Below are 26,021 nucleotides of genomic sequence, written 5' to 3'. Positions count from 1 at the left end.
CACCCCGTTTGTGCACCGCTTCAGTGCATTCGGCTGGAGCGTGTACGTCCTATCACACTCCAATCAGAGCCAAGGTAACAATGAGCCTGTTTTCCGCTGTCGAGCTGGCACCCCGCGACCCTATTCTGGGCCTCAACGAAGCATTCAACGCCGACCCACGTACCGACAAGGTCAACCTGGGCGTGGGCGTTTACTGCAATGAGGAAGGCCGCATTCCGCTGCTGCGTGCCGTGATCGAAGCCGAGACCCAGCGTGCTGCCCAGCACGCCTCGCGCGGCTACCTGCCGATCGACGGCATCGCCTCCTACGACCAGGCTGTACAGAAGCTGCTGTTCGGCGCCGAGTCGCCGCTGCTGGCCGCTGGCCGCGTGGTCACCGTGCAGGCCGTGGGCGGTACCGGCGCGCTGAAGATCGGCGCCGACTTCCTCAAGCGTATCTCGCCGAACGCCGTGGTCGCCATCAGCGACCCGAGCTGGGAAAACCACCGCGCCCTGTTCGAATCGGCCGGCTTCCCGGTGCAGAACTACCGCTATTACGACGCGCCGACCAACGATGTCAACCGCGCCGGCATGCTGGAAGACCTGAACAAGCTGCCCTCCGGCTCGATCGTGGTATTGCACGCCTGCTGCCACAACCCAACGGGTGTCGACCTGAACCTGGACGACTGGAAAAACGTGCTGGAAGTGGTCAAGGCCAAGGGCCACGTGCCATTCCTCGACATGGCCTACCAGGGCTTCGGTGACGGCATCGCCGAAGACGCCTTTGCCGTACGCCTGTTCGCCGAGTCTGGCCTGGAGTTCTTCGTGTCCAGCTCGTTCTCCAAGTCGTTCTCGCTGTATGGCGAGCGCGTCGGTGCGCTGTCGATCGTCACCGCGTCCAAGGACGAAAGCACCCGTGTGCTGTCGCAGGTCAAGCGCGTGATCCGCACCACCTACTCCAACCCGCCGACCCATGGCGCAACCATCGTCGCCACCGTGCTGAACAGTGCCGAACTGCGCCAGATGTGGGAAACCGAACTGGCCGAAATGCGCGAGCGCATCCATGGCATGCGCAAGCAGATGGTCGAGCTGCTGGCCCAGTACGGTGCCAAGCGCGACTTCAGCTTCGTTGGCCGTCAGGTCGGCATGTTCTCCTATTCGGGCCTGACCGTGGAGCAAGTTGCCCGCCTGAAGAACGACTTCGGCATCTATGCCCTGGACACCGGCCGCATTGCAGTAGCCGCACTGAACCAGAGCAACATCCACGTGGTCACCAAAGCCATCGTCGAAGTGCTGTAACTGCTTGATTTGGCAGGGGGTGGCTTGACTTCCCCCTGGCAATCAGTAAGATACGCGCAGATTCCGCGATAGCTCAGTCGGTAGAGCAAATGACTGTTAATCATTGGGTCCCTGGTTCGAGTCCAGGTCGCGGAGCCAAACACTGAAAAGCCCCCGGATGCGCAAGCACCGGGGGCTTTTTCGTTGCATCGCCGTCAGCAGCGCCCGATCGGGTAAAACACACCGTGGCTCCACACACCCAGCCACTCCTCGCCATCGATCTCCCGCGGTACTGCCAGTTCCACCAGTTGGTAGAACACGTTGCGATGGATCAGGGCTTCGAGGTTGCTGCGCATCAACACATACGGCGACGGCTCCTGGGTCTTCGGGTCGATCACCACGCGCAGCGGATTGGCAGGCCCGGCCTCCACCTGATCCTCGACATTGCTGGTGAAGCGCAGCACCTGCTGCTCCCCTTCCCCCTGAACGTCCAGCGCCACCGCCACGAACGGCGCATCGTCCACGCGGATGCCCACTTTTTCCACCGGGGTCACCAGGAAATAGGCATCGCCATCGCGGCGGATGATGGTGGAAAACAGCCGCACCATCGGCTTGCGCCCGATGGGGGTGCCCAGGTAATACCAGGTGCCATCGCGGGCGATGCGCATATCGATGTCACCGCAGAAATCCGGGTTCCACAGATGCACTGGCGGCAGGCCCTTGACCTTGGGAAGCTGCGCAAGAAGATCATTGGCCTTGCCGGAATCGCTCATCGCGCCTGCCTCATTCACTCATGCCCAGAAGGCTACGAGCGTACTCGCGCATCGGCGCCGCAAGCAAATCTTCCGGGGTATTATCGTGCAGCGTCAACAAACCGCCACGGCTCTTGATACGCGCAGTGTCGATCAGGTAACGGGTGTTGGTCTCGATCAGCATCATCTGCACCACGCCGGTGTCCCAGCCCAGGCGGTCGATCGCCTGTTCGTCGTACCATTCGTCGCCGTTCCCGATTCGGTCGTCGGTACGGGCAAAGCGGGTGTACAGCACATAATCGGCCCCCACCGAGCGTGCCTGGGCGATGGCCTCCTCCAGGCCCAGTGGGCCCTGGGCACGGCGTACCAGCGGGAAGTATTCGACGAAACTCTTGAACGCCTGCTCGGCCACTGCGTTCTGCCGTGGCACCGGCCCCTTGCCCGGCGGCACGAACGCGCCCTGGCCGATGAAGATGAACGAATCGGGCTGCAGGCGAATCGACAGGGTGCGACGGGTATCGCTGTGGTCCAGCAAACCGGCATCGCTCAAGTGATAGCGGACGCCCTCGCCCATATCGCTGACATTCATACAACCGCCCAGCGCCATCAGCGCCAGCAGCAAAACCAGGCTACGCATCTTTCCTCCAGTTGCCGGCGACGAAAAACCGGCGGATAGCCGGCGGATGCAGCTTTTGCGCCAGCTTCAGCCGCCGATCACCTTCATCACCATCACGTCACCGGAAAAGGCTACATCCTGCTTGTCTGCCAGGGCCTTGACCAGCAGGCGCTGCAGGGCTGGGAGCGCCTGGTGGCGCGGCTTTTCCAGCAAATCGCCAACGAAGTGGCGATTCCCCGACGACAGGCAGCCATGCAACCAGCCCGTAGACGAAAGGCGCAGCCGTGAGCAGCTGCGGCAGAACGGTAGGCTCTCGTTGGCAATTACACCGAAATGGCCTTTGCCCGAGATTTGATAACGCAAGGCGGTGGCGTCCAGCGGCGCGTCCACCTGGGCAAAGGCATGCTTTTCAGCGATCAAGGCCAGCAACTGATCAAGGCCGACGAATTGCTGCACAAAGGCGTTGTGGTCACGGGCCAGGTGCCCCATGCGCATGAGCTCGATGAAACGCAGTTCGAAACCGCGCGCCAGGCAGTAGTCCAGCAGCGGCAGCACCTGGTCGAGGTTGTGCCCGCGCATCGGTACCATGTTCACCTTGACCTGCATGCCAAGCGCGCCAGCCTGCTCCATGCCCGCCAGCACACTGGCCAGGTCACCCCCGCGGGCAATGCGGCGAAAGGCCCGAGGGTCCAGCGTATCAAGGGAAATATTGAGCCGGCGAATACCCGCCGCCTGCAGCTGTGGCAATTTGCGCGTCAGCAGCTGGCCATTGGTGGTCAGCGAGATATCGTTGAGGTCGAGTCTGGCCACAGCCGTCAGAAAGTCCCCCAGACGCGGGCTGACCAGTGGCTCACCGCCAGTGATACGCAACCGCTCGATGCCAGCTGCCTCGATAAGGTAGGCGACACCACGGGCCAGAGAAGCTGCCGGCAACTCGTCCTGCGCCGCCACCAGGCGCTTGCCGTCAGGGACGCAGTAGGTGCAGGCATAATTGCAGGCAGCCGTCAGGCTGACACGCAGGTTGCGAAATCGCCTGCCTTGACGATCGACGATCATGAATGACTCCGGCATGGGTGGTGGGGCCGACAAAACCTGACTTATAAATCAGGTTTTTGCAAGCCCCCACTTCATGCCGGTTTCAGGTGCAAGCCTCGAAATGCGTCAGTTCGAGGGTTCCGGGTCGCGTTTGCGCTTGTTGCCCATGCGTACGCCAATGTCCATGAGGAACTGGAAGAAGCCTTCCTGGTCCTCCAGCACGTTGCTCCAGAACGGCGAGTGGTACAGCGCCACGGCGCCATGCACCAGCGCCCAGGCTGCACAGTAGTGGAAATACGGCGGCACGTCTTCGAGCTTGCCTTCGCTGATACGGCCCTTGATCAGCTGGGTCAGGCGGTCGAAGTTGGAAGCACGGATGCTGTGCAATTGCTCGACCATTTCCGGTACCTGGTTGCCCTTGACCACCTTTTCTTCCAGACGGTCGAACAGCCGGTAACGCTGCGGATCGCGCATGCGGAACTCGAAGTAGGCGCGCGACAGGGCTTCCTTGTCGCGGTCAACGTCGGCCGAGTGCAACAGCGCGTTCAGGTCGCGCTCGTAGTCGAGCATCAGGCGCAAGTAGATTTCCGCCTTGGACTTGAAGTGCTTGTAGATCGTGCCTTTGCCGATGCCCACGGCGTCGGCGATCATCTCGACGGTGACGCTGTCTTCACCCTGTTCGAGGAACAGTTTGAGCGCGGTATCGAGGATTTCCTGTTCGCGACGGCGAAACTCACGGACCTTACGAGGTTCTTTCTGCATAGGAAGGACTGGATGACAATCGAAGCGGTTTATTATGCCTAACTTGCGGGAAATTGCACGGATCATCCACGCATGTCTATGTTTCATGATGCATACAGCCATGCGCTGCGGGAGGAATGAAACGCCGGCGTATTCCAAATCTGTTTAAAAAACGACCAACAGACACTGGCACTGCGCCAAACCTGGCCAATACTTCAAGTGTTGGCGCGGCGCATCCCCCCCAAGTGGCGCGCCGATAAAGGTGCTCAGGGACCGCGTACCTTTGTTTTACTCCTAATGGTCTTAACCCGGATTCCCCCCCAGAACCCGGGTTTTTTTTGTGTGCTTGCGCGGGGTATCAGGGCGGGGGCGACTGGCCCCTGCCCTTTGTGAATCAAGCCACGCGTGCCAGCGGGAACAGCCGCTTGAAATTGGCCGTGGTCTGTTCGGCCAGCTGCTCATAACTGGCCCCCCGCAACGAAGCCACATACTCCGCGACCTCACGCACGTACTGTGGCAGGTTCGGCTTGCCACGATGAGGGATCGGCGCCAGGTACGGCGAATCGGTTTCCACCAGCAGCCGATCGACCGGCACCTGCCGCGCCACCTCACGCAGGGCATCGGCATTACGGAATGTGACGATGCCAGAGAGTGAGATGTAATACCCCAGGTCCAGCGCAGCCTTGGCCATCGCCCAGTCTTCGGTGAAGCAGTGCAACACGCCCGCCTGCGGCAGAGCAGCTTCGCGCAGCAGCGCCAGGGTATCGGCGCGCGCCGCGCGGGTATGCACGATCACCGGCTTGCCGGTCTGCCGCGAAGCCTCCAGGTGCAGGCGGAACGAAGCCTGCTGCAGCTCGGCAGCCTCCGGCTCGTAGTGGTAATCCAGCCCGGTTTCGCCAATCGCCACCACATGCGGGTGGGCCAGCTCGCGCAGCAGCCACTCCAGCGCCGGGGTTTCACCCGGGGCCAGATCCAGCGGGTGCACGCCCACCGAGCAGTCGACATCAGCATACCGCTCGCTCAGCGCCTTCACCGCGCCGGCATTTTCGGCACTGACGCCGATACACAGGAAATGCCCGACCCCGCGCTCCCGCGCCGCCTGCAAGGCAGCATCGAGAGAGCCCTGGTGGGCGCTGAGGTCAAGCCGGTCAAGGTGGCAATGAGAATCTACGAGCATGAGATAACGGCACACATGAAAAAATGAAAATCAGCGGGCGCCCGGCAATTGCAGCCAGTGGGCCAGCAGCGACTCAAGCAACAGGGCGCGATTGAGGTTGGCCTTGCCCAGTACCTTCTGGCGTTGCTCCAGGAGCCACGCCTGCACCTCCAGCACCTTGGCCTGACGGCTCTTCTGCGCCAGGTACTGGACTACCTTGCGCATATCGGCCAAGCCTAGCCCCTCCTCGTCCTGGGTCAATTGGTAGCGCAGGATCAGCTGCGCCCAATCGCAGAACCAGTCGAACAGCAGCAGCAGCGGCACGTTGTTCCAGGCTTCGGCCAGCTGGCTGGGCGATTGCTGCTGCTTGAGCAGTTTCTTCACCCCGTCAGTCACCAGCGCCCGCTGCTCGCGCACACCTTGCGCCTGCAGGCTGACTGCCATCAACGGTGAGCCGGCAGCCAGCGTCAGCAATTCATCACGCTCGGCCTCGTCACTCTCCGGTAGCGCACTCGCCAGCCAGGCCCGGCTCTGCGCCAGGCTGGGCTGCGGGCAGGCAACCTGCTGGCAGCGGCTCTTGATGGTAGGCAGCAAGCGACTGGGCTGATGGGAAACCAGCAGCAGCACGGTATCGCCGGAAGGCTCTTCGAGGCTCTTGAGCAGGGCGTTGGAGGCGTTGACGTTCATCGCTTCCACCGGCTCGATCAGCACCACCTTGCGCCCGCCCTGCTGTGCCGTCTGCACCACGAAAGCCACCAGGTCGCGCACTTGGTCGACCTTGATCGGCTTGTCGGCTTCCTCGGGTTCGAGGACAAAATTGTCCGGGTGGCTGCCGGCCTTCAGCAGCAGGCAGGCCTTGCACCCACCACAGGCCTCCAGGCCTTGGGGTTGCTGGCACAGCAGACGCGCCATGAGGCGCTCGGCCAGCGCCCGCTTGCCGATGCCCTGCGGCCCGTGCAGCAGGTAGGCGTGAGCGTGCCGGCTGCGGCCGGCCAGTTGTTGCCACAGGGCCTGCTGCCAGGGAAAGACTTCAGCCATGGGTGGCAATACGCTCGACAGGCAAACCGCGCCCGCCGCCCTGACAGGCATGGATGGCATCATGTTTTCGGTTTTCACCAAACGTAAACACTGTGGGTTACAATCCTTTCTCGAAAACGTAAACGCCCTTGAAGCCCAGTAAATACAGGAGTTCGGGCAGCAAACGGGGAGTACGACATGCGAACAATCATCGGCCTTGCAGCCCTGGCTCGGTCTGGTAAGGACACCGTAGCTTCAATGCTGCTGAGCTACCCAGGGGTTGCTGCCTACGCACTTGCCGATCCTCTCAAGCTTGGTTGCCAGGCGCTGTTTGGTCTCACCGAGGCCGAGACATGGAGCGATGACATCAAGGAGCAGCGCATCGATCTGTGGGCTCGCTCCCCAAGAGAATTCTTCCAGACGGTTGGTACCGAATGGATGCGCAATCATAACCCAGACCACTGGCTGATCCGAGCGGAACGCGAAATCAATCCACCTGCGGCCGCACAGAGCGGTGCGATCAAGGCTTCACCTTCGAAGCCAAACCACACCCCATTTACCCTGGCCGCCCAAGCCATCTTCGATTTCACTGATGAGCAGCTGTCAGACCCAAAGCTCCTGGCCAGCCAGGACCCCACCTGGGGTCTTTCACCCGCGGAAGCCATCGAGCTACTCAAAGGCCACGCATACGCCTTGTACCCGGACTATGACGCCCGGCGCGCCAAACGCCCTCTCGAACAGTTGAAACCGCGCAGCAAGATCCCTGCTGACGCTACGACCGTGATCTTCAAAGACATCCGCTTTGAAAACGAAGCCGCATTTCTTCGCGGCCACAACGGCCTGATCTGGCACATCGTTCGGCCAAACCTTCAGAGGGTCAACGCACATTCTTCCGAGCACGGCATTGCCCAGGCACCCGGCGACCTGCTGATCACCAACGCAGGTTCTCTGGGTGACCTGCAGGCAGCTGTCCAGCACGCATGGCAGCAAAGCAAGCCCGTAACGGCTTGTGAGAAATCGCTCGCAAGGCAATAAGGAAATACAGAACGATCGCGACCAGGCCATGCCGGCACATGGACTGTGAATTGCCGCAGGGTGGAACTGCCAGCGTTGCCGGTCACGAGGCAGTTCCAAGCCCCGGGGGGCCACTCAATGGGAGTGCCGCGGCATCCCCCCTTCACGGGCAATCACACGCATGTGCAGCGTCGCCGGTTCCAGGCAGCCACCGGTGGACAGCTGCCCCACGAGTTGACGATAGAGTTCCTGCCAGGGTGTCTGCGAGGCCGGGATGTTCGGCTTCCACGCCGCACGGCGGCGTGCCACCTCTTCTTCGTCCACCAGCAGGTCGACCCGTCGCTGGTTGAGGTCCACGCGCAGCCAATCGTTGGTTTGCAGCAATGCCAGGCCACCGCCCACCGCCGCTTCCGGCGACATGTTGAGGATCGACGGGCTGGCCGAGGTGCCGCTCTGGCGACCATCGCCCAGGCACGGCAGCGAATCGATGCCTTTCCTGATCAGTGCCGCCGGCGGCGCCATGTTCACCACCTCGGCGCTGCCCGGGTAGCCCACGGTGCCGGCGCCACGAATCACCAGGATGCAACGCTCGTCGATGTCCAGTGCCGGGTCGTCGATGCGCGCGTGGTAGTCCTCCGGCCCCTCGAACACAATGGCCCTGGCCTCGAAGCTGTTTTCCTTGCCCGGTTCGGCCAGGTAGGTCTTGCGGAAGGCTTCGCCCACCACTGACATCTTCATGATCGCGCTGTCGAAGAAATTGCCGCTGAGCACGATGAAACCGGCGTTGTGCTTGAGCGGCGCATCGAACGGCAGGATGACCTCGCGATTGCTGGTGGCTGTGTCGCGAACCACCTCACCGATGGTCTTGCCGCTGACCGTCGCGCATGCCTCGTGCAGACGGCCGGCCTTGCGCAGTTCATGCATCACCGCCGGAACGCCGCCCGCGCGGTGGAAGCCTTCACCCAGGTATTTGCCTGCCGGCATGCAATTGACCAGCAGCGGCACGTTCTCGCCGATGCGCTGCCAGTCGTCCAGCGACAGCTCGATGCCCATGTGCCGGGCGATAGCGATCAGGTGCGGTGGACAGTTGCTCGAAGCGCCCAGGGCCGAAGCCACGGCGATGGCATTCTCGAATGCCTCGCGGGTCATGATCGACGACGGCCGCACGTCCTGCATCACCAGCTCGCAGATGCGCCGCCCGGTGGCGTAGGCCATCTGCCCGCGTTCGCGGTAGGGCGCGGGGATGCTTGCGCAGCCTGGCAGCGACATGCCCAGGGCCTCGGCCAGGGCATTCATCGACAGTGCCGTGCCCATGGTGTTGCAATGGCCTACCGACGGTGAGGCGGCGGTGGTCATCTCCATGAAGCCTTCGTAGTCGATTGCGCCCGCGGCCATCAGGTTGCGCGCATGCCACAGCACCGTGCCCGAGCCGATCAGCTGGCCCTGGTGGTGGCCATCGAGCATCGGGCCGCCGGACAGCACGATGGCCGGTATGTCCGTGGTGGCAGCGGCCATCAGGCAAGCCGGGGTGGTCTTGTCGCAGCCGGTGGTCAGCACGACGCCATCCAGCGGGTAGCCGTGGAGGATTTCCACCAGGCCCAGGTAGGCGAGGTTGCGGTCCAGCGCGGCGGTAGGCCGGCGGCTCTGCTCGGCGATCGGGTGCACCGGAAATTCCATGGGGATGCCTCCGGCATCGCGAATCCCCGCCTTGACCCGTTGGGCCAGTTCCAGGTGGTGGCGGTTGCAGGGCGTCAGGTCACTGCCGGTCTGGGCGATGCCGATGATCGGCCGGCCCGATTGCAGTGCGTCACGGGTCAGGCCGTAGTTCATGTAGCGCTCGACGTACAGCGCGGTCATGTCGGCGTGGCTCGGGTCGTCGAACCATTGCTGGCTGCGCAACGGGCGTTTCGGGGTATCGGTCATGTCGTTCTCTCTTGTATTTATTGGCAACCGTCAGCGTTGCAACACGCTGGCATGTGCAGAGCTGTGCACCACTGGGCGCCGCTGCCAACCCTGTGATCAAGGGCAGGCTTCCCCGACAGAGTGTTGCAGCAGCCCTCGGGCAGCCAGGTTGCGCATCATCGCGCCGAGGCCGAAGGTCCAGGGGCGGGCCTTGTCACTCGTGGTCACCTGGTTGTGCAACTGGCCCAGCAAGGGGCTGGCGATGCGCACCTGGTCGCCAGGCTTGTGGGTGAAACCCGCACCCGGCAGGTCACGGTCCTCGGTCGGGGCGAAAAGCGTGCCAAGGAACAGCAGGAAACCGTCGGGGTATTGATGGTTTTCATTGAGCGTCTGCCGGACCAGATCTTCTGGGTCGCGGCTGATCTGGTCCATCGAACTGCTGCCGACCAGGCGGTAGCCGTCACTGCCCACGACTTCCAGGTCGACCACGCAGCGGCGCACCGCATCCAGGTCGAAGGTTTCGTCGAACAGGCGAATGAACGGGCCCACCGCGCACGAGGCGTTATTGTCCTTGGCCTTGCTAAGCAGCAGTGCGCTGCGCCCCTCGAAATCACGCAGGTTGACGTCATTGCCCAGGGTTGCGCCGTGGATGCGACCGCGGCTGTCCACCGCCAGCACCACCTCGGGCTCGGGGTTGTTCCAGGCCGAATGGGGATGCACGCCAATAGCGCTGCCACTGCCCACCGCCGCCAGCACCGGGGCCTTGGTGAACACCTCGGCATCCGGGCCGATGCCGACTTCCAGATACTGCGACCACATGCCCTGTTCGATCAGCAGTGACTTGAGCGCCATGGCCTGTGGTGAACCGGGGCGTACTGCCCGCAGGTTATCGCCGATCACCGAGCGCACCGTGGCGCGCACGGCCTCGGCCTTGCTGGCATCGCCACCGGCCTGCTCTTCGATCACCCGCTCGATCATGCTGGCAGCGAAGGTCACGCCTGCTGCCTTGATCACCTGCAGGTCGGCCGGTGCGAGCAGGTAAGGCAGGTTGGCGTCGAATGCTTCGCCGCTATTGCCCAACAGGGCCTCGACGCTGCAAAGGAAGCGGCCTGGGGTGCTGCGCACGGCCTGCACCGGCTCTTGGCTTTCCAGCAGTTGGCTGAGGGTGGCGAAACGTTCGCTGAGATCGAACACGCCGTCGGCACGCAAAGTGATCAATGAAGGCCCCCCAGGTTCGCCGGGGGTCCAGGCGCGACCGATCAGAGTGCCGGTCAGGCCATCCTCGGGCAGGGTATTGGCGGGCGTGAGGGTCATCGGCATGGCATCAGATCTCTCGGAACAGGAAAACTGCACGCTAGGCAAGCCACGCGATAAACTCCAATGGCATCTTTTCACTATTCGATAACTCAGAGTTATTGCAACAAAGGTGGCTCACATGTCGGACCTGTCTTTCTCCCACGTTTGCAACTGGCTCAAATTCCGCCACCTGTTGCTTATCGACACGCTTGGGCGCACCCACAACATGCACCTGGCGGCACAGCAGATGAACCTCACCCAGCCCGCGATCAGCAAGATGCTGAAGGAAATCGAAAACCTGCTCGGTTTCGCCCTGTTCGACCGCCTGCCACGTAGCATGCCGCCAACCGCGTTGGGCGAGCAGGTATTGCGCTATGCCCAGGTCGCCCTCAACGATGCGCGCAATTTCGTCGATCAGATCGACAGCCTGCGCCAGGGGGGGCACGGCCATTTGAAAGTGGGCGGCATTTTTGCCGCCACCGCCGTGGCGCTGCCGGATGCCATCATCGAAATCAAGCGGCGCAAGCCATTGCTGTCGATCGAGGTGGTGGAGCAGACCAGCGATCACTTGATGGCCATGCTCGAGGACAAGGTACTGCATCTGGCCGTGGCCCGCTTCACCGACGTGTCGCAGGGCCAGCGCTTCGACTTCCAGCCGCTGGCGCCGGAACCCTTCTGCTTCGTGGTCAACAACCAGCACCCGTTGAGCAAGGCCGGGCCTGTGACCTTGCCACAGCTGCTGGAGTGGCCATGGATTCTCTACCCCAAGGGCACGCCCATCCGCGGACGCATGGAGCGAGCCTTCGCCCAGGCGGGCGTGGCGGTGCCGCGCAATACCATCGATACCATTTCCATGCAGACCTTCCTCAAGGTGCTACTGGGTGGGCCGATGATCGGCATGCTGCCCCAGGCGATGGTCGAGCCGCACCTGGCCAGTGGCGTACTGGTCAACCTTGACACGCCCCTGCACCTGAGCCCCCAGGACTACGGCATTCTCTCGCGCAAAGGCGAGCCCTTGAGCGGCGCGGCCTTGGAGTTTGCCGAGATTCTCCTGGCACATGCACGTCGCGCTCCGGAGGATTGATAACCCTGCGTTATCGGATGATCCCTAAAAGCCATTGGGCAAGCATCGCTGACCCGCCTAGATTAGCGCCCCATGTTCTTCCGTAACGCCGAGGAATCATCCATGACGTCATATGCAGGCCAACAGTTCATCGGCGGGAGCCGCCGCGCTACTGGCCAGGCGACTCTTTACAGCATCGATGCGCGCACCGGGCAGGCCCTGCCCGAAGCGTTTTATCAAGCCACTGAACAAGAGGTGGACGCCGCTGCCCGGGCAGCGGCTGCAGCCTATCCAGTCTACCGGGCACTGCCCGCCGCGCGCCGCGCCGAGTTCCTCGACGCGATCGCCGAGGCGCTGGATGGCTTGGGCGACGACTTCATCGAAACCGTATGCCATGAAACGGCCTTGCCGCCAGCGCGTATCCAGGGCGAGCGGGCGCGAACCAGTGGCCAGCTGAGGCTGTTCGCCACGGTACTGCGCCGAGGTGATTTCACGGGCGCTCGTATCGATCGTGCACAGCCCGAGCGTCTGCCACTGCCGCGCCTGGACATCCGCCAATGCCGCATGGGCCTTGGGCCGGTCGCGGTCTTCGGCGCCAGCAACTTCCCCCTGGCATTCTCGACGGCCGGTGGCGACACCGCCGCAGCGTTGGCCGCCGGTTGCCCAGTGGTATTCAAGGCCCACAGTGGCCACATGGCCACAGCACAATGGGTGGCCGAGGCCATCGTCGGCGCCGCTGAACGCTGCGCGATGCCTGCGGGTGTATTCAACATGGTGTTTGGCGGCAGGGTCGGCGAGGTGTTGGTCAAGCACCCGGATATTCAGGCCGTTGGCTTCACTGGTTCGCTCAAGGGCGGACGGGCCTTGTGCGATATGGCAGCGGCGCGACCTCGGCCTATTCCGGTATTCGCCGAAATGAGCAGTATCAACCCGGTGCTGGTCCTGCCCCAGGCGCTGGCTATTCGCGCAGAGGCCGTGGCTCGTGAACTGACGGCTTCGGTGGTATTGGGGTGCGGACAGTTCTGCACCAATCCTGGCTTGGTGCTGGGGGTGCGCTCAGCGCACTTCAGCGCGTTCGTTGAGCACTTGAGCGCACACATGGCCGAACAGGCGCCGCAAACCATGCTCAACACCGACACCCTGGCCAGCTACGCCCGCGGTGTCGCCACCCTCAAGGCGCGGGCCGGCATCCGCCTCCTTGCCGGCGCCGAGCAGCAGGGAAACCAGGCCTGGCCGCAGCTGTTCCAGGCCGATGCGAAATTGCTGCTGGACGGTGAACCGTTGCTGCAGGAAGAAATCTTCGGCCCGGCCACGGTGGTGGTCGAACTGGCTGATCAAGACCAGTTGGTTGCAGCGTTGCACGCGCTTGGCGGCCAACTGACCGCCACGCTGATTGGCGAGCCCGGCGACCTGGCGCAAGCCGCGTCTTTGGTCACGGTGCTTGAACAGAAGGTTGGCCGGGTGCTGGTAAATGGTTACCCGACTGGCGTCGAGGTATGTGAGGCGATGGTTCATGGTGGCCCGTATCCGGCTACCTCGGATAGCCGCGGAACCTCGGTCGGCACGCTGGCAATAGATCGCTTCCTGCGTCCGGTGTGCTACCAGAATTTCCCTGACGCACTGCTTCCCGAGGCATTGCGCGACGCCAACCCACTGGGGCTGCTGAGACTGGTCGATGGTCAGCCCACCCGCGAACCGATCCGCTGAACACTGTTACTCGCAGGCACAATACCACCGGGTGTGCTCATGCCCGGTGCTCTTTCAATAACAACAATCAGGCATGCACGACATGCCAAGAGGCTGGCTATGGATCATCAAGTTGTCGACCCCGTGCGCGATCAGGCTTTCGAGGATCGCACCTATCGCAAAGTCATCGTCCGCATCCTGCCGGTGCTGTTGCTGTGTTACATGGCCGCCTATCTCGACCGGGTGAATATCGGATTCGCGAAACTGAGCATGCTGGAGGATCTGCAATTCAGTAATACCGTCTACGCCCTTGGCGCCAGTGTTTTCTTCTGGGGCTATTTTCTGTTTGAAGTCCCAAGCAATCTGCTACTGCATCGATACGGCGCACGTTTCTGGATCGCCCGCATCATGCTGAGCTGGGCCATCGTCTCCATGGCTGTCGCATTTACCCAGCCACTCGCCTCGTTCTTCCATGTCGAGCCCAGCACAATGTTCTACGCGTTGCGCTTTCTGCTCGGCATCTGTGAGGCCGGCTTCTTCCCAGGCGTGATTCTCTACCTCAACTACTGGTTCCCGACCCATCGGCAAAGCCGAGTGATGTCTGGTTTCCTGATGGCACTGCCTGTCAGTCTGACGCTAGGTGGCATTTTGTCGGGCTGGCTCATGACCAGCATGGACGGTTGGCACGGTATGGCCGGCTGGCAGTGGATGCTTCTGATCGAGGGCGTACCCTCGGTGGTCATGGCGGCAATCGTTTTTTGCTGCCTGTGCGACAACATCGACAAGGCTACCTGGTTGTCCCGGCAAGAAAAGGAACTGCTCAAGGCCAACCTTAAGCAGGATGAGCATGGCAAGGTTTCGCGCCTGAAGGATGCCTTCTTCAGCCCACGGGTCTGGCTGCTCGTATTCATCCTGCTGACGTTCAACACCGGCTTCTACGGCCTGGCCTTCTGGATGCCGTCGATCATCAAGAGCGCGGGAGTGACCAGCAGCCTGGAAATCGGCTTGCTGACCGCCATTCCCTATGGCGTGGCGGTAATTGCCATGTTCCTCAACGCACGCCACTCCAACCGCACTGGTGAACGTCGGCTGCATGCTGCGATCCCGGCGTTCATCGGTGGCTGCGGGCTGATCCTCAGCGCAGCTTTCGCACACGACGTCGTGCTTTCAATCGTGTTCCTGACCATCGCGGCATCGGGGGTGCTCAGCCTGATGCCTATCTTCTGGACGCTGCCGGGCACCGTACTCTCAGGTGTCGCTGCTGCGGCTGGCATCGGCATGATCAACGCGTTCGGCAACCTGTCCGGTTTCACCGGCTCGATGATTACAGCCGTGGCGGAGAACCTCACCGGCGACATCAACAACGGCACCTATGTGCTGGGCCTGTGCCTGTTCGTCAGTGGAGCATTGGTCATGGCGATCCCGGCCGCTATGTTGAAGCGGCCCGACTCGCAGCCCCACACGCAGTTGCTGGAGGCAGCATGAGGGTGAGCCAGCGCCAGGTACAGCCGATGCTGACACCGTTACTCGACGATCGGTTAGCCAGGCGCGCCGGCAGCCCTCATGGCTGGTCGTCAGGCGTTGGCCGTTCGGCCGCTTGCGCGCCGCCAACAGGTGCATCCTGCGCGGGCGGCTGATCGGGTGTTGGCTGCTGCGCCGGCTCATCCGCCGGCGCTTCGGGGGCGGCGGCCTCGTCGGCACCTGGCTGGGACTGTGGCGCGGGGCTGGAACGGTAGTCCGTGCGGCGCTTGAGCTGGAACTCGCGCACCGCCGAGTTGTGGTCGTCGAGGTCGTCGGAGAATACATGGCTGCCATCGCCACGGGCAACGAAGTACAGGCTGGTGCCAGCGGACGGGTTGAGCGCCGCATGAATCGCCTCGCGGCCGACCATGGCGATCGGCGTCGGCGGCAGGCCGGTCATGGTGTAGGTATTGTACGGGGTCGGCTCGCGCAGGTCGGCGCGGGTAATCCTGCCGTTGTAGCGTTCACCCATGCCATAGATCACCGTCGGGTCGGTCTGCAGCATCATGCCCAGGCGCAGGCGCCGCACGAAGACGCCGGCAATCTGCCCGCGCTCCTGGGGAATACCAGTCTCCTTCTCCACCAGCGAGGCCATGATCAGGGCCTGGTACGGGTCGCGGTACGGCAGATCGGTAGCACGCTCCGCCCACTCCTTGGCCAGCACTTCATCCAGGCGCATGTACGCCTGCTGCAGCAGCTCGACGTCACTCATGCCGCGCACGAAGCGGTAGGTGTCGGGGAAGAAGCGCCCTTCGGGAAACACGCCGGTATGGCCGAGCCGGTCCATGACTTCGGCATCCGACAGGCCGTCCAGGGTGTGCTTGATCTTTTCATGCCTGGCCACGGCGGTACGCACCTGACGGAAGGTCCAGCCTTCGACCAGGGTCAGGTTGTACTGGACCACGTCGGCTCGCCGCCAGGCATCGAGCAGCTGCCTGACGGTCATGCCGGGGGTCAGGCGGTACTCGCCGGTGTGCAAGGGCGTGCCTGCCATGTTGAAGCGCCAGTACAGGCGCAACCAGACGGCGTCGTCCAGCAACCCTTCGCTTTGCATGCGGTAGAACATGCGGTTGGGGTTGGTACCATTGGGCACGTCGAGCAGGCGCTCCTGCGTCACGTGCAAGGGCTGCTCCAGCACCGAGTTGACCTTCCAGGCCGACCAGCCTACGGCCAGGCCGGCGAGGATCAGGCTCATTTCCAGCAGCAGCAGGAATTTGCGTCTCACGAATTCAGGTTTCCAGTAACGTACGGGCAACGGCCTGCAGTTTACGAGTGAGCGGGCCCGGCGACCAGTTTAGCGCGGCCACACCGCGCACGGGCCAGACACCGTAGACGCTGTTGCAGACAAATACTTCATCTGCCTGTTCCAGCACGTCGAACGGCAGGTCGCACACCTGCCGCGGTATGCCCAGCAGCGCTGCCTGTTCCAGCAACGCGGCCCGCATCACGCCAGCGACGCCGCAGCGGCTGAGGTCGGCCGTGAACAGCGCGCCATCGCGTACCAGGAACAGATTACTGTAGACCCCTTCGATCACCCGGCCTTGCCCATCACGCATCAGGCCTTCGGCATGTTCGCTGTCCTGCCATTCGGCACGGGCCAGCACCTGCTCAAGGCGGTTGAGGTGTTTGAGGCCGGCCAGCAGCGGTTGTTCCCCAAGCCGCGTCTGGCACAGGAACAGACGCACACCTTGCTCGGCATGTTCGACAGGATAGCTGGGCAACGGGCTGCCCTGCAGGATACGCCGCGGCGCGGCATCGGCAAGCGGGGCATAGCCGCGCTGGCTGTCGCCACGGGTAATGATCAGCTTGGCAACGCCATCACCGAGCTGGCTGGCATAGCGCAGGAGTTCGTCGCGCACCAGTGCCAGGTCGGCATGGATCGCCAGACGCTGGCAACCCAGCGCCAGGCGTGCGAGGTGGCCGTCCAGCAGGCTGGGCCGGCCACCGTGCACGGCGATGGTCTCGAACAGGCCATCGCCGTAGGCCAGGCCGCGGTTCTGCAGGTTGACTGCTGCTGCGGGCTGGCCGTCGATCCAGCTGTGCATCAGCCGGCGAACCGGCGGAATACCAGCGAACCGTTGGTACCGCCAAAACCGAACGAGTTGGACAGCACCACGTCGATCGGCATGCTGCGCGCCTGGTGGGGCACGAAGTCGAGGTCGCAACCCTCGTCCGGCTCGTCCAGGTTGATGGTGGGCGGCGCCATCTGGCTGTTGATTGCCAGGACGCTGAAGATCGCCTCCACGGCACCGGCAGCGCCCAGCAGGTGGCCGGTCATCGACTTGGTCGAGCTGACTGCCAGCTTGTAGGCATGCTCACCGAACACGCGCTTGATCGCCGCCACTTCGGCCACGTCGCCTGCCGGCGTCGAGGTGCCGTGGGCATTGATGTAGCTGACCTCTTCCGGCTGGATGCCAGCATCACGCAGGGCGTTGGCCATGCAGCGGGCAGCGCCTTCGCCGGTGTCGGGTGGCGACGTCATGTGGTAGGCATCGCCGCTCATGCCGAAACCGACCAGCTCGGCATAGATGGTCGCGCCGCGCGCCTTGGCGTGCTCCAGTTCTTCAAGCACCAGGGCACCGGCACCGTCGGACAGTACGAAACCGTCACGAACCTTGTCCCACGGGCGGCTGGCCCGGCTTGGCTCGTCGTTGCGGGTGGACAGCGCACGCGAGGCGCCGAAACCGCCCATGCCCAGGCCACAGGCAGCCATTTCGGCACCACCGGCAATCATCACGTCAGCTTCACCATAGGCGATGTTGCGCGCAGCCATGCCGATGCAGTGGGTGCCGGTGGTGCAGGCCGTGGCGATGGCATAGTTCGGCCCCTGCAGGCCCAGGTGAATCGACAGGAAGCCGGAGATCATGTTGATGATCGAGCCTGGCACGAAGAACGGCGAAATACGTCGCGGCCCCGAATCGTGCAGGGTGCGGCTGGTTTCCTCGATGTTGGTCAGGCCACCGATACCCGAGCCCATGGCCACGCCAATCCGCTCGCGGTTGGCGTCGGTGACTTCCAGCCCGGCATTGCGCACCGCCTGGAAACCGGCCGCGAGGCCGTACTGGATGAACAGGTCGAGCTTGCGGGCCTCTTTGGCCGACAGGTACTGCTCGACCTCGAAGCCTTTCACCGAGCCGCCAAAACGGGTGGAGTAGGCAGACAGGTCCGTGTGTTCGATCGGCCCGATGCCACTGCGGCCAGCCAGAATGCCCTGCCAGGTGCTCGGTACATCGGTACCCAGTGGCGACAGCATACCCATACCGGTGACCACGACGCGTCTACGCGACACAGTACTCTCCTTTTCTAATAACAGAGTCTCTTGCCATTGCATTCAAGCGCAGGAATGAAATGGCAACAGGCTCTTGGCGCGATGAACGATGCCTGCCTGCCGTGCGCAGGGCGCTCGCAAAGAAAAAACCGCACGCCGGCAAAGGCAGTGCGGTTTTCCCCGACAAGAAGCGTCGACTACAGCGTCTTAGGCCTGGCGGGTTTTGACGTAGTCGATAGCAGCTTGAACGGTAGTGATCTTCTCGGCTTCTTCGTCAGGGATTTCGGTCTCGAATTCCTCTTCCAGAGCCATCACCAGCTCAACGGTGTCAAGCGAATCGGCACCCAGGTCATCGACGAAGGACTTGGACTCAGTCACTTCCTCTTCCTTGACGCCCAGTTGCTCGGCGACGATTTTCTTGACGCGTTCTTCGATGGTGCTCATACCTAGTTTTCACTCCTAATGGATATATGTCAGGCAGCTGGCCGGTGGCTAATTTTATAGAAAGACGTTCGCTTTTCAAGCTAAACGCATTTTCCGACTAGTCGCCCTACCCGCTGCCCAAAATTCGGTTGCAGCTTTATAACGGATTTTAGGCTCGCAGTATGACTCATTTTTTACGAAATCCGTCACATTGAGTTGCAGTGTTACATGTACATCCCGCCGTTGACCGGCACGGTAGCGCCGGTTACGTAGGCTGCGCCGTCGGATGCCAGGAACGAAACCACCTTGGCGATTTCGTCGGCCTGGCCCAGGCGGCCCAGCGGGATCTGGGTCTGCAGGGCTTCACGCTGCGCTTCCGGCAATTCGCGGGTCATGTCGGTATCGATGAAGCCCGGGGTCACCGAGTTGACGGTGATGCCACGCGAGCCCACTTCACGCGCCAGGGCGCGGCTGAAACCTTCAAGGCCCGCCTTGGCGGCCGCGTAGTTGGCCTGACCGGCGTTACCCATGGCACCGACCACAGAGCCGATACTGATGATACGACCCCAACGCGCCTTGGTCATGCCACGCAGCACGCCCTTGGACAGACGGTAGAGGCTGTTCAGGTTGGTATCGATCACGTCGAACCACTCGTCGTCCTTCATGCGCAGCATGAGGTTGTCACGGGTGATGCCGGCGTTGTTGACCAGGATGGCGGGAGCACCGAACTGCTCGCCGATGGCAGCCAGCACGGCCTCGACCGATTCGGCGCTGGTCACGTTCAGCTCCATGCCGGTACCGGTGATGCCGTGCTCTTTCAGGGTGGCCGCGATGCGCTCGGCGCCGGAAGCCGAAGTGGCGGTACCGACCACGGTCGCGCCCTGGCGGCCCAGCTCGAGGGCGATGGCCTGGCCAATACCACGGCTGGCGCCGGTGACCAGTGCAACTTTACCTTGCAGGCTCATGCAAGCTTCTCCAAATCAGGCCAGCGCCGCGCGGGTGGCGGCGACGGCGTCAGGGGTATTGAGGTTGTAGGTGGTCACACCATCGGCGCAACGCTTGTTCAGGCCGGCAAGAACCTTGCCTGGGCCGCACTCGACCAGATTGACGGCACCGTTCGCCGCCAGGGTCTGCACGCATTCGACCCAGCGCACCGGCTGGTACAGCTGCGCCAGCAGGTCTTGCTTGAGGGCGTTCAGGTCAGCGGCGACGGCAGCGGTGACGTTCTGCACCACCGGAATCTGCGGAGCCTTCCACTCGATGGCGTTGACCGCCTCGGCAAAGCGCTCGGCTGCCGGCTTCATCAGCGCGCAATGCGACGGTACGCTGACCGCTAGCGGCAGGGCGCGCTTGGCACCCTTGGCCTTGCACAGCTCCATGGCGCGGTCTACCGCGGCCTTGTTGCCGGCGATGACCACCTGGCCTGGCGAGTTGAAGTTGACCGCACTGACCACCTGGTCTTCGGCCGCTTCGGCACAGATTTCAACGACCACGGCGTCGTCCAGGCCAAGAATGGCGGCCATGGCACCATGGCCGGCCGGCACGGCTTCCTGCATCAGCTGACCACGGCGCTCGACCAGGCGCACGGCGTCCTTCAGGCTGATGCTGCCTGCCGCGACCAGGGCACTGTATTCACCCAGGCTGTGACCGGAAACGAAAGCTGGCCGTGCGCCGCCTTCTTCCAGCCACAGGCGCCACAGCGCAATGGACGCGGTGAGAATGGCCGGCTGGGTCTTGTCGGTCTGGTTGAGTTGTTCTTCCGGGCCTTCCTGGACCAGCTTCCACAGGTCGTAACCGAGTGCCTCGGAAGCTTCCTTGAAGGTTTCGATGATCACTGGCTTCTCGGCGCCGAGCTCGGCGAGCATGCCCAGCGACTGGGAACCTTGACCGGGAAAGACGAATGCGAGAGATGCAGACATTGAACAAGCCCTTATGATCTTGTCGTCGGATAGGGTGCGCCAGGCCCTGGGCCAGGCGCGGAATCTGAAAGCTTGGATGGAGATGCGGACCAAGCGGTCACATTTAAGCACTTCATCGGCGATATGCCTAAGGTCTTTATCAGCCTGTGCCCGGCCCCTGCGCGGGTCTACCGATGCAGGGGCCGGGCACAGGTCAAGGCAACAAGTCCTCCAGCCGCCCGTGCAAGCGCTGCGGCAAGTTTTCCTGGATCTCGATCAACGCCCGCTGGATGGCACTCTGGAAACCCTGCACGCCCGCCGAGCCATGGCTCTTGATGACGATGCCCTGCAAGCCGAGGAAGCTCGCCCCATTGTGCCGCGCCGGCGCCAGATCGGCCTGCAGGCGCTTGAGCAGCGGCAAGGCCATGGCGCCGGCTGCCCGCGACAACAGCCCCCCCTTGAACAACTGCTCGATGCGCGCACCGATCATCGTTGCCAAGCCCTCGCTGGACTTGAGCAGGATGTTGCCAACGAACCCGTCGCAGACCACCACATCGGCTTCGCCGCGATACAACCCATCGCCTTCGACGAAACCCACGTAGTTGAGCCCGCGAGCGTTCTGCAGCAGGCTGGCCGCCAACTTGACCTGCTGGTTGCCCTTGATGTCTTCGGTACCGATGTTCAGCAGCGCCACACGCGGCCTGAGCACACCCAAAGCCTGCGCGGCCACCGAACCCATCACGGCGAACTGATAGAGGTTTTCGGCGCTGCAGTCGACGTTGGCGCCCAGGTCGAGCAGCTGGCAATAGCCAGACTGGGTCGGGATCGCCGCCACCATGGCGGGCCGATCGATCCCCGGCAGGGTCTTGAGCACGAACCGCGACAGCGCCATCAGCGCCCCGGTGTTGCCAGCACTGACGCAGGCCTGGGCCTTGCCGTCGCGCACCAGTTCGAGAGCGATGCGCATCGACGAGTCGGGCTTGCCGCGCAACGCCTGGGAGGGCCGCTCGTCCATGCCGACCACCTCGCTGGCGGCCACAATCTGCAGGCGCGCGCGATCCGCAGCTGCAAGGCCGCTGACAAGATCTTCAAGGAGGGAGGGTTGACCGACGAGGGTCAGGTGCAGCGAAGGGGTAGCCGAAAGGCAGGCAATGCTAGCCTGGACAATGCTGCGGGGACCGAAGTCCCCGCCCATTGCGTCGATCGCGATGATCTGAGCGGACAAGGATTACTCGTCAGCGCCCTTGTCGATCACTTTGCGACCACGGTATACGCCTTCTGGCGAAACGTGGTGGCGCAGGTGTACTTCACCGGTGGTTTTCTCTACCGACAGCGCGTTTTCCGACAGGGCGTCGTGCGAACGGCGCATGTCACGGGCAGAGCGGGATTTTTTGTTCTGCTGAACAGCCATAATTGATTAACTCCTAAACGTTTGGGTCACGCTTTAACTGCGCCAAAACACTGAACGGGTTGGACCGCGATACCTCGTCCTTGCTCGATTCGGGCTCGTCTGCGCCCGCCGGCTGCTGGCATTCTTCCGGATGGTGAGCAGGCACGATCGGCAAGGCGAGCAGAAGCTCTTCCTCGATCAGTGCCTGCAGATCCAATGGATCTTCGCCCAGTTCCAGCACGTCATAGCCTTTCGGCAACGACTGGGTATTCGCACCCTCCTTCACCACGGCGTACGTACATTCGCTGTGGATCGGCAGGGTGACCAGCTCAAGACAACGCTGGCAAACCATCTTGACCTCGACGTCCAGCTCGCTGTGGATAACCACCACGTGCTGTTCATCTCGTTCAAAATCGAACTTCGCCTGCACCGTACCGACATTGTCGGAAAGCGGGTCGCAGAGTCTTTCCAAATCAGCGAGTTGCAGCGAACCGTTGAGGGTTACGCCACGATCAGCCAATTTGCGCGGGTCAACGTGAGGTGGAATCGGGTCATTCAACATAGGCGCAGCATTCTAGGGATGCCCCCCGTCCCTGTCAAAGGAAATTCGGCGGCATCGTGCGTGATAGAATTTGGTTCAACCGATTCAGGAGTCTACCATGCTTCCCCTGCTACTGGCTTCCAGCTCTGCCTATCGCCGTGAACTGCTCGCACGCCTGCGCCTGCCTTTCACCTGGGCAAGCCCTGACATAGACGAACAGCGCCTGGATGGCGAACCGGCGGCGGAGCTGGTGCGCCGGCTGGCCAGGCAAAAGGCCGAGGCGCTGGCGGGCAGCCACCCCGCGCACCTGATCATTGGTTCGGACCAGGTTGCGGTGCTGGGCGAACAGGTCCTGGGCAAGCCGCATACCTTCGCGCGCGCCTGCGAACAGCTGCTGGAGTGCAGCGGGCAGCAAGTGAGCTTTCTGACCGGGCTGGCATTGCTGAACAGCGCCACGGGAGCATGCCAGGTGGACTGCGTGCCGTTTACCGTGACATTACGAGAACTGAGCCGCGAGCAGGTGGAGCGCTATGTGGCGGCAGAACAGCCGCTGGATTGCGCTGGCAGCTTCAAGGCGGAGGGACTGGGGGTGAGCCTGTTTCAGAGTACGCATGGGTGCGATGCGACCAGCCTGATCGGGCTGCCGTTGATTCGGCTGGTGGACATGCTGTCCAGGGAAGGCGTGGTTACCCCTTGAGACTCTGGGGCCGCGCTGCGGCCCCGATAATCTCGGCTCAGCGCAACTGCGGGCCCTGGAACCCCATCCACATCGCCAGGTGCTCGGCCACGCTGGCCCCTACGCGCTTGGAGAAGCGGTCGAGCGGCGATTCCTGCACAGTGAAATCCACCAACTCTTTCTCGCCGACGATCTCGCGCGCCACGTAGCTGGCACTGCCGAGCCCATCGACCAGCCCCAGCTCCTTGGCCTGCTCACCCGACCAGACCAGGCCACTGAACAGTTCCGGGTGTTCCTTGTCCTTCAGGCGTTCGCCACGCCCCTGCTTGACCATGGCGATGAATTGCTTGTGGGTGGTTTCCAGCACCCCCTGCCAGAACCGGGTCTCGTCGGGCTTTTCCGGCGAGAACGGGTCAAGGAAAGCCTTGTGCTCGCCCGAGGTGTAGGCACGCCGCTCGACACCCAGCTTCTCCATGGTGCCGACAAAACCGTAGCCCGCCGCCGTCACGCCGATGGACCCCACCAGGCTGGCCTTGTCGGCGTAGATCTCGTCCGCCGCACTGGCGATGTAGTAGGCACCGGAAGCGCCCAGGTCTGCAATGACCGCGTACAGCTTGATGGCCGGGTACTCGCCGCGCAGGCGGCGGATTTCGTCATACACATAGCCCGCCTGCACCGGGCTGCCACCCGGGCTGTTGATGCGCATCACAACGGCCTTGGTCTTGCTGTTCCTGAACGCCTCGCGCAGGCTTTTGACGATATTGTCGGCGCTGGCGGGCTCCTGATCGGCAATCATCCCGCGCACCTCGACCAGCGCGGTGTGGTTGACACTACGCGACGCTGCCTTGTCCATATCCATCAGCGGCGTGAACAACGCCAGGATGCCGAACAGGTAGACGAAGGTCAGCAGCTTGAAGAAGATCCCCCAACGACGCGCCCGGCGATGCTCCTGAACGTTCGCCAACAGGGTCTTTTCCAGTAACTGCCAGCTTTTGCGCGCTTCGCGCTCCTCGGGTTCGGCCTCAGGGGCCTTCCATTCGTCAGCCATGCTTACCTACCTTGGAAAAGGGATTGCGGAACCACCCAGCCACTCGCGCAACTGGGAAAAATGATCGAGGCATACCTGCGGCCCGAACTCGGCCAGCGCCTGCAGCGACATGGCACCATAGCCCACGGCCGCCGAATGCATGCCGGCATTGCTGGCCATCTGCAGGTCGAACGCCGAATCGCCAACCATCAGCGCGCGCTCTGGTTCGACACCGCAATGACCAAGGATTTCCTCGAGCATGCGCGGGTGCGGCTTGCCACGGGTCTCGTCGGCAGCGCGGGTAATGTCGAAGAACTGCTCCAGCCCATTGGCCCTGAGCACCCGGTCCAGCCCGCGGCGCGCCTTGCCGGTGGCCACCGCCAGGCGGTAACCCCCGGCACGGAAGGCATCCAGCGACTCGATCACGCCATCGAACAGAGGCGAAGGCTGCTGATCCAGGGCCATGTAGATATCGGCGTAGTGCTGACGGAAGCTTTCGACTTGCGCAGGCGCCAGGTGCGGGTACAGGGTGTGGATCGCCTCGCCCAGGGCCAGGCCGATGATGCCCTTGATCGCATCATCGCTGCTTTGCGCCTCGCCGGCACGCTCGGCGGCGGCGTTCATGGCCTCGACGATGCGCCCGATGGAATCGGCCAGCGTGCCATCCCAGTCGAAGATCAGTAGCTCATAGCCCTTTTTCATAGGTCAGGATGCACTCAGACGCTCAACGGTTTTCGCCCACACCTCATCCACCGGCGCCTCGAGCTTCAGTTCGCCACCGTCCGGCAGCGGCACGGTAAGCGCATAGGCATGCAGGAACAGGCGCTTGCCACCCAGCTCGCGAATTTCGCGACTGAAGTCTTCGTCGCCGTACTTGCTGTCGCCGGCGATCATGTGCCCGGCATGCAGGGTGTGCACGCGAATCTGGTGGGTACGGCCGGTGATCGGTCGCGCCTCGACAATGGTGGCGAACTCACCGAAGCGGCGCAGCACGCGGAACAGGGTCAACGCCTCCTTGCCCTCGTCATTCACTTCGACCATGCGTTCGCCGGAGCGCAGGTTGCTCTTGAGCAACGGCGCGCTGACCTGCTTCTTCGAAGTAGGCCAGTGGCCGCGCACCAGCGCCATGTAGCGCTTGTCGACGCCGTCGCCGCGCAATGCGGCATGCAGGTGGCGCAGCATGCTGCGTTTCTTGGCGATCATCAGCAGGCCGGAGGTGTCGCGGTCCAGGCGATGCACCAGCTCCAGCTCCTTGGCCTCCGGACGCAGCTGGCGCAGTGCCTCGATCACGCCAAAGCTCAGGCCACTGCCGCCATGCACGGCGATGCCGGCTGGCTTGTTCATCACGATCAGCGCCTTGTCTTCGTAGACGATGGCGGCTTCCAGACGCTGCAGCAGCCCCTGGGCCACCGGCGCCGGCTCGTCACGCTCAGGCAGGCGGACGGGCGGTACCCGCACGATGTCGCCAGCCTGGATCTTGTACTCCGGCTTGACCCGCCCCTTGTTGACCCGCACTTCACCCTTGCGCAGGATGCGGTAGACCAGCGTCTTGGGCACGCCCTTGAGGGCCGTGATAAGGAAATTGTCGATGCGTTGGCCGGCAAGTTCCGGCGCGACTTCGATCAGCTGAACGCCGGAAGTCGGAGGGGTATTGGTCGTCATGGCGGGATCATAACAATTTTTTATGGAATTGAAGCACTTAATCATTGCTGCTATAGTCGCGAACGCCGCCAAAAGCGGCAG

Annotated in this window: 26 protein-coding genes and 1 tRNA gene; 7 read left to right on the top strand and 20 right to left on the bottom strand. The window is 62.8% G+C overall.

All coding sequences use genetic code 11. From position 1 onward, the window contains the following. Positions 1 to 80: 80 nt before the first annotated feature. On the top strand, positions 81 to 1,277 hold the full coding sequence (locus B4L76_RS17870; protein WP_225776885.1) for an amino acid aminotransferase: 1,197 nt from the start codon (positions 81 to 83) through the stop codon (positions 1,275 to 1,277). A 62-nt stretch (positions 1,278 to 1,339) separates the two neighbouring features. After that, positions 1,340 to 1,415 (top strand) — tRNA-Asn (locus B4L76_RS17865). Positions 1,416 to 1,471: 56 nt separating this feature from the next. On the opposite strand, the gene B4L76_RS17860 is transcribed toward B4L76_RS17865, so the two are convergent. The 6 genes from B4L76_RS17860 to B4L76_RS17835 form a co-directional block, all read right to left on the bottom strand. After that, the gene (locus B4L76_RS17860; protein ID WP_296234335.1) at positions 1,472 to 2,029 is read right to left on the bottom strand and encodes a DUF1285 domain-containing protein; all 558 of its coding nucleotides are present in this window, start codon (positions 2,027 to 2,029) and stop codon (positions 1,472 to 1,474) included. Positions 2,030 to 2,039: 10 nt separating this feature from the next. Beyond that, the gene (locus B4L76_RS17855; RefSeq protein WP_296234333.1) at positions 2,040 to 2,645 is read right to left on the bottom strand and encodes a DUF4823 domain-containing protein; all 606 of its coding nucleotides are present in this window, start codon (positions 2,643 to 2,645) and stop codon (positions 2,040 to 2,042) included. A gap of 66 nt (positions 2,646 to 2,711) precedes the next feature. After that, positions 2,712 to 3,680 (bottom strand): GTP 3',8-cyclase MoaA, encoded by a 969-nt coding sequence (locus B4L76_RS17850; RefSeq protein ID WP_296234332.1) that lies wholly within the window; start codon positions 3,678 to 3,680, stop codon positions 2,712 to 2,714. A gap of 105 nt (positions 3,681 to 3,785) precedes the next feature. Beyond that, positions 3,786 to 4,421, bottom strand: coding sequence for a TetR/AcrR family transcriptional regulator (locus B4L76_RS17845; RefSeq protein WP_003260720.1), 636 nt, complete (start codon positions 4,419 to 4,421; stop codon positions 3,786 to 3,788). Between the two features lie 373 nt (positions 4,422 to 4,794). Continuing rightward, the gene (locus tag B4L76_RS17840; RefSeq protein WP_289129650.1) at positions 4,795 to 5,577 is read right to left on the bottom strand and encodes a TatD family hydrolase; all 783 of its coding nucleotides are present in this window, start codon (positions 5,575 to 5,577) and stop codon (positions 4,795 to 4,797) included. A 30-nt stretch (positions 5,578 to 5,607) separates the two neighbouring features. Then, complete coding sequence (locus tag B4L76_RS17835) at positions 5,608 to 6,594, bottom strand: DNA polymerase III subunit delta' (protein ID WP_296234329.1); 987 nt, start codon at positions 6,592 to 6,594, stop codon at positions 5,608 to 5,610. Positions 6,595 to 6,771: 177 nt separating this feature from the next. On the opposite strand from B4L76_RS17835, the gene B4L76_RS17830 reads away from it, so the two are divergent. Next, a complete protein-coding gene (locus B4L76_RS17830; RefSeq protein WP_296234326.1) occupies positions 6,772 to 7,608 on the top strand; it encodes a deoxynucleotide monophosphate kinase in 837 nt (278 codons plus the stop codon). Positions 7,609 to 7,722: 114 nt separating this feature from the next. On the opposite strand, the gene B4L76_RS17825 is transcribed toward B4L76_RS17830, so the two are convergent. Beyond that, entirely contained in the window at positions 7,723 to 9,510 is a 1,788-nt protein-coding gene (locus B4L76_RS17825) for an IlvD/Edd family dehydratase (RefSeq protein ID WP_296234324.1), read from the bottom strand. Positions 9,511 to 9,606: 96 nt separating this feature from the next. Further along, positions 9,607 to 10,809 (bottom strand): fumarylacetoacetate hydrolase family protein, encoded by a 1,203-nt coding sequence (locus B4L76_RS17820; protein ID WP_296234323.1) that lies wholly within the window; start codon positions 10,807 to 10,809, stop codon positions 9,607 to 9,609. Positions 10,810 to 10,924: 115 nt separating this feature from the next. Here B4L76_RS17820 and B4L76_RS17815 point away from each other — a divergent pair, with 115 nt between their 5' ends. From B4L76_RS17815 to B4L76_RS17805, 3 genes are all read left to right on the top strand, one after another. Next, positions 10,925 to 11,869, top strand: a complete 945-nt coding sequence (locus tag B4L76_RS17815) for a LysR family transcriptional regulator (protein WP_296234321.1) — start codon at positions 10,925 to 10,927, stop codon at positions 11,867 to 11,869. 102 nt (positions 11,870 to 11,971) lie between these two features. Next, positions 11,972 to 13,555: an aldehyde dehydrogenase (NADP(+)) gene (locus B4L76_RS17810; RefSeq protein WP_296234319.1), complete on the top strand. Its 1,584-nt coding sequence runs from the start codon at positions 11,972 to 11,974 to the stop codon at positions 13,553 to 13,555. Positions 13,556 to 13,654: 99 nt separating this feature from the next. Next, entirely contained in the window at positions 13,655 to 15,019 is a 1,365-nt protein-coding gene (locus B4L76_RS17805) for an MFS transporter (protein ID WP_296234561.1), read from the top strand. Between the two features lie 76 nt (positions 15,020 to 15,095). On the opposite strand, the gene mltG is transcribed toward B4L76_RS17805, so the two are convergent. The 9 genes from mltG to B4L76_RS17760 all read right to left on the bottom strand — a co-directional run bounded on the left by mltG (position 15,096) and on the right by B4L76_RS17760 (position 22,596). Then, complete coding sequence (mltG, locus tag B4L76_RS17800; RefSeq protein ID WP_296234318.1) at positions 15,096 to 16,280, bottom strand: endolytic transglycosylase MltG; 1,185 nt, start codon at positions 16,278 to 16,280, stop codon at positions 15,096 to 15,098. Positions 16,281 to 16,284: 4 nt separating this feature from the next. Then, positions 16,285 to 17,100, bottom strand: a complete 816-nt coding sequence (gene pabC, locus B4L76_RS17795) for an aminodeoxychorismate lyase (protein WP_296234317.1) — start codon at positions 17,098 to 17,100, stop codon at positions 16,285 to 16,287. Beyond that, the gene (gene fabF, locus B4L76_RS17790; RefSeq protein WP_296234316.1) at positions 17,100 to 18,344 is read right to left on the bottom strand and encodes a beta-ketoacyl-ACP synthase II; all 1,245 of its coding nucleotides are present in this window, start codon (positions 18,342 to 18,344) and stop codon (positions 17,100 to 17,102) included. Before fabF ends, pabC begins: the two co-directional genes overlap by 1 nt. 186 nt (positions 18,345 to 18,530) lie before the next feature. Beyond that, positions 18,531 to 18,767, bottom strand: a complete 237-nt coding sequence (acpP, locus tag B4L76_RS17785) for an acyl carrier protein (RefSeq protein WP_296234315.1) — start codon at positions 18,765 to 18,767, stop codon at positions 18,531 to 18,533. 203 nt (positions 18,768 to 18,970) lie between these two features. Further along, positions 18,971 to 19,711: a 3-oxoacyl-ACP reductase FabG gene (gene fabG / locus B4L76_RS17780; protein WP_108480102.1), complete on the bottom strand. Its 741-nt coding sequence runs from the start codon at positions 19,709 to 19,711 to the stop codon at positions 18,971 to 18,973. Between the two features lie 15 nt (positions 19,712 to 19,726). Further along, positions 19,727 to 20,665 carry an ACP S-malonyltransferase gene (gene fabD / locus B4L76_RS17775; protein WP_296234313.1) on the bottom strand — a complete coding sequence of 313 codons (939 nt, stop codon included), beginning with the start codon at positions 20,663 to 20,665 and terminating at the stop codon, positions 19,727 to 19,729. A 193-nt stretch (positions 20,666 to 20,858) separates the two neighbouring features. Further along, entirely contained in the window at positions 20,859 to 21,869 is a 1,011-nt protein-coding gene (gene plsX / locus B4L76_RS17770) for a phosphate acyltransferase PlsX (protein ID WP_414707218.1), read from the bottom strand. 3 nt (positions 21,870 to 21,872) lie between these two features. Beyond that, entirely contained in the window at positions 21,873 to 22,055 is a 183-nt protein-coding gene (rpmF, locus tag B4L76_RS17765; protein ID WP_010223221.1) for a 50S ribosomal protein L32, read from the bottom strand. Between the two features lie 13 nt (positions 22,056 to 22,068). Next, positions 22,069 to 22,596 (bottom strand): YceD family protein, encoded by a 528-nt coding sequence (locus tag B4L76_RS17760; RefSeq protein WP_012313431.1) that lies wholly within the window; start codon positions 22,594 to 22,596, stop codon positions 22,069 to 22,071. Positions 22,597 to 22,693: 97 nt separating this feature from the next. On the opposite strand from B4L76_RS17760, the gene B4L76_RS17755 reads away from it, so the two are divergent. Continuing rightward, entirely contained in the window at positions 22,694 to 23,272 is a 579-nt protein-coding gene (locus tag B4L76_RS17755) for a Maf family protein (RefSeq protein ID WP_296234309.1), read from the top strand. Positions 23,273 to 23,309: 37 nt separating this feature from the next. Here the strand turns inward: B4L76_RS17755 and B4L76_RS17750 are convergent, their stop codons facing one another. Genes B4L76_RS17750 through rluC form a run of 3 tightly spaced genes read right to left on the bottom strand, consistent with a single transcriptional unit; the run spans position 23,310 to position 25,940 of the window. Beyond that, on the bottom strand, positions 23,310 to 24,299 hold the full coding sequence (locus B4L76_RS17750; RefSeq protein ID WP_296234308.1) for a S49 family peptidase: 990 nt from the start codon (positions 24,297 to 24,299) through the stop codon (positions 23,310 to 23,312). Between the two features lie 6 nt (positions 24,300 to 24,305). Continuing rightward, positions 24,306 to 24,980, bottom strand: a complete 675-nt coding sequence (locus B4L76_RS17745) for an HAD family hydrolase (RefSeq protein ID WP_296234306.1) — start codon at positions 24,978 to 24,980, stop codon at positions 24,306 to 24,308. Positions 24,981 to 24,983: 3 nt separating this feature from the next. After that, complete coding sequence (gene rluC / locus B4L76_RS17740; protein WP_296234305.1) at positions 24,984 to 25,940, bottom strand: 23S rRNA pseudouridine(955/2504/2580) synthase RluC; 957 nt, start codon at positions 25,938 to 25,940, stop codon at positions 24,984 to 24,986. Between the last annotated feature and the right edge of the window lie 81 nt (positions 25,941 to 26,021).

This window comes from Pseudomonas sp. UBA4617, from assembly GCF_002386445.1.
Taxonomy (GTDB): Bacteria; Pseudomonadota; Gammaproteobacteria; order Pseudomonadales; family Pseudomonadaceae; genus Aquipseudomonas.
This window is presented reverse-complemented; position numbering and strand designations above follow the sequence as displayed.